This is a genomic window from Salinivibrio sp. MA427 (genome assembly GCF_001996115.1).
Taxonomy (GTDB): Bacteria; Pseudomonadota; Gammaproteobacteria; order Enterobacterales; family Vibrionaceae; genus Salinivibrio; species Salinivibrio costicola.
This window is the reverse complement of record NZ_MUFH01000252.1, coordinates 1-3,829: the sequence shown is the minus strand read 5'-3', so window position 1 is coordinate 3,829 and position 3,829 is coordinate 1. Positions and strand designations below refer to the sequence as shown.

Annotated in this window: 2 protein-coding genes; both read right to left on the bottom strand. The window is 52.5% G+C overall.

Features of this window, described 5'->3' with window-relative positions; genetic code table 11:
- On the bottom strand, positions 1 to 1,324 hold a 1,324-nt coding region (locus BZG79_RS12790), incomplete at its 3' end, for a UvrD-helicase domain-containing protein (protein WP_199877822.1).
- 151 nt (positions 1,325 to 1,475) lie between these two features.
- Positions 1,476 to 3,722: a CehA/McbA family metallohydrolase gene (locus BZG79_RS12785; RefSeq protein ID WP_077678760.1), complete on the bottom strand. Its 2,247-nt coding sequence runs from the start codon at positions 3,720 to 3,722 to the stop codon at positions 1,476 to 1,478.
- Between the last annotated feature and the right edge of the window lie 107 nt (positions 3,723 to 3,829).

The window sequence follows — 3,829 nt, the reverse complement described above, 5'->3', positions numbered from 1 at the left end:
AGGTGAAGATATCGGCGCCACGAAAGGCATAAATCGCCTGTTTAGGATCGCCAATCATCATTAAACCGGTGCGCTCCCCCTCTTCCTCTGTGTCTGTCTCTTCCTCCGTGTCTGCGAATACAGGGGCATCGTCCGCCACTGGCGGCTGATAGACAGTGCTAAAAATCTGATATTGCAGCGGGTCGGTGTCTTGGAATTCATCAATCATTGCTACCGGATATAAGCTGCGAATACGTGCAGCCAACTGGCCTTGGCTATCTTGGTCAAGTGCGCTGGCAAGTTGAGAAAGGAGATCGTCAAACGAGAGCCACCCTTGACGGCGTTTTTCTTGGCGGAGCAGCTGCCTCACTTCTTTGATCGCCAGCGCGGTCAATCCCGGTTTTAACGTCGGCGGCTGATCAACCAATGCCTGTATGTGATCAAATAGCGCTAGACTCGGTGGCTCAGCTTTACTCTTGTCCGCCAACGTCTGTTTGGCGAATTTTTCCAATTTGTCGGGCAACTGGTAATCAAGCGTCTCGGCATTGGCCCATTGTTCCATCGCATTCAGCCAGTTCGCCAGATGGTCTTTGCGATAACTACGGCCATCGAGTTTTGCGGCACTGAGCTGCTCGGTGATCTGCTCCCCCGCCTCGCGCCATGCTCGCTTTACCCCGTCAATTTTGGCTATCGCCGCTTGGTGTGCCGCCATGAGATCTTCGCCGAGATCAGGCGCCTTAACCGTGACAGCCGGTCCGGATAAATAGGGCGCAATCTCTTTTAATAAGGCCTCCGGCGCGGGCCAGTAGCTGCTCACCACACCGGCTAACGATTTTGGCAGCGGATAAAAACGACGACGCCAAAAATCGGCCGCCGCGCGCGCTTTGATCTGTCGCTCGTCGGTGACAAATTCATGACTGAACAGGCTGCCCGACTCAAACGCATTTTGGGTCAGCATCCGCTGACAAAAACCGTGAATGGTATAGATAGCCGCTTCGTCCATCTGCCGCTCGGCCTCTAACAGACGCTGCGCCGCGGTTTTATGATCGCTAATCTCTGCCAGCAAAGGCTCAATGATGGGATCGTCACTCTCACCGCACATAAAGGCAAAACGCGCCTCATGAATGCGACGCCGAATACGGTCTTTTAACTCTTGGGTTGCAGCTTCGGTAAAAGTCACCACCAGTATTTGCTCGACCCGACACGGCGCTGCGCGGCCATGCCCAAGCAACAATCGCAGGTACAAGCCAGCAATGGTAAACGTCTTGCCGGTGCCGGCGGAGGCTTCGATTAATCGGACGCCATCAAGTGGCAAGGTGAGCGGGTTGAGGATCTGCGGTTCCATATCATTATTTCATCGCCTAGTCTGCCCGCTATTGTAGCAACCCCTTGGGGTAAAACATATTCTAACCAAGGCCATCAATCTGCGCCGGTTAACATCACGATCAAAAAAGGCCAGCATCGCTGGCCTTGGTTCATTGATTGAGACTCGACGTTTACGACTGAAGCCAAACTGGGTTGGTCCATGCCGTGCTGCCGTCTTTGTCTTCCACTTCTAGATTGATCCAACCCTCTGCATCCGCAGGAATAGGCAGTGATAGCTCAAGACGCTGTGTGCTCTCTTCAGGGTTAATGGTGATGCTGTTTAGCACCTCACCACCTTGGCCGATTAAGCGCACTTCTTTGAGGCCATCAGCGGCGACCACATTAATATCCCATTTATCACCTGCCTTGGCGGTTTCACCAAACATGATGTTTTGTGGGTACAGGATTGGCCCCTGCGTGGCATAGCCGTGACCGGCTTTTAACGCTTTGGCAAAGGCGAGCGGCGTTAGCTCACCATCAACATTGGCCATCATACGAATACGCCCAGTGAGCTGGTTCCACGCATCATGGGTATCGGTACCGGCTGTGAGGTACATGGCTTCGCCTTGATCCCAAAGCTTGTGCGCTTTTTCAAGCGTCGGCTCGTTATCGACACGTGCGTTAAGCTCCATCAGGTCGAAACGGTCGGTCTTACCGCCCGGCACCGCATCCTTAGCGATATTGGTGAAGTAGCCATAATCGTTATATGGATGGTTCATCGGCACCACTTCTGCACCCATCTCATGTGCAGCATCAATCAGAGTATGCACGTCATCAGTACCCGGATCGACCGTCAGCGCCGCGCCATTGTCGATGGGGAACGGGTTCATGTGACCCCATGATGGCGAGATCTCAATCGATGGAATGAAAGGCACACCACGTTTTGCTGATAAATCAGCAAACACTTTGTGATTAATGGTGGAGTCGTGATCACTGATGAAGGTCAGATCCAAGTCGGTTGCCAACTGAGCACGCACCACGATTTCTGGTGGGGTTACCCCTTCCAGCACATTGCCGTGGTGGTGCAAGTCTGCCCCGTACCATTGGTGGCGATTAGGGAAGGTTACCTGTGGGATCTTAACCAACTGCTTGTTGGTTTTGCCCGATTCGAGCGTTACATCCAAGGTTTGTGATTCTGCAGTAAAGCCTGCACCGGCATTAATGCCCAGCTTGTATTCACCCGGTGCCAGATTTAGCTCCGCATGGCCAGCTGGCAGCAAATTAGTAAAGAAGGTGCGTTTACCCAAGAATTCAACCGGTGGCGCTTGGCCTTCAATGATAGTCACACGTGCGTCTTTAGCCACGCCAGACACCGCTTCTTCTACGTTAAGCGCAAGGGTCGCAGGGCTTTTTAGCGAGGTGAAATTCAGTGTTTGCTCGCCATCAGCGCTCACATTAATGGATTGCGACTGACTGTTGGCATGGCCGGTTGCCGTACCATAAACCTGATACTCGCCGGCTGGTAGCTCCATGCTGTACTGGCCATCTTTGGCAAGCGTCCACGCGTAAGGGTGACCGTCTTTTTCAATCATTACCAAGGCATCGTTTGGCACTTGCCCATTATCAGCGCGCAATTTACCTTCAATGGTACCTGTCGCTTCACCATGACGTTCGGCTTCGGCTTTGACAATCGGCGCCATGTCACCGTTCGGGACAACCTGTAGCTGAGACTCAAACGTACGGCTTTCACCGGCTTTGAGCGTGTGACCCAGATACATATCGCGACCGTTGTATTTAATGCGGTCAAAGTAAGGCGCATGCAGTGCGAACGCCCAGTCACGGTCATACGCGACCATGCGATCGGCGAGGGCATTGTCCGCCATCGCTTCTTCATTGCCTTCAAGGCCCGGCACCGCGAACTGATAACCCGTATCCGGCCAGATCGTGTGGCCAGATTCTAGCTCGAGATCATCCTCACCCTGGTTATTCATCACGGTTTTAAGAGCAATCGCGTCAGAGCCTGCAGCCAAGGTATACCAAGTAGTAATGTCGACTTTGTCGAAGTTACGGCTCACTTTGATCACTGCTTTTTCATCGCTGTCTTCAACAATCTCAATCGACTTGCGATCGTTCGGCCAAGCTGACCAGCTGTTGGGGATGAAATCTGCAAAAGCGACTCGGTCTAGATCAATTTTGCCATTTTTCACCGCCGCGAGATCCACCAAGGTACCACGTGGCACGCCCCATGGTGGCGCGGACTCAACCGCCAATGCGAACGCGACATGCTCGTTTTTCACAGTGATGTCTTGGGCGTGCGTTGCCTCACCATCTGGGATTGCAGTCTTACCTTGAGTAATGCTGACGTCGGCGTGCGCTGAGGCACCCAGCAAAAGGCCAGAGACCAAGGTCGCCACCGCGCTTTTTGAGAATTTATGCATGAAGGCACATCCTTTTTTTCATGGTTTGTTATATGAATTTTCGATGACATTGTGCGTTAAGTTAATTACACGTTCAAATAAAAAACAGAACAAAGGCCTCTATAAAC

Coding starts and splice junctions, on each gene's coding strand:
- BZG79_RS12785 (WP_077678760.1), bottom strand. CDS start 3,722: ATGCATAAATTCTCAAAAAGCGCGGTGGCGACCTTGGTCTCTGGCCTT.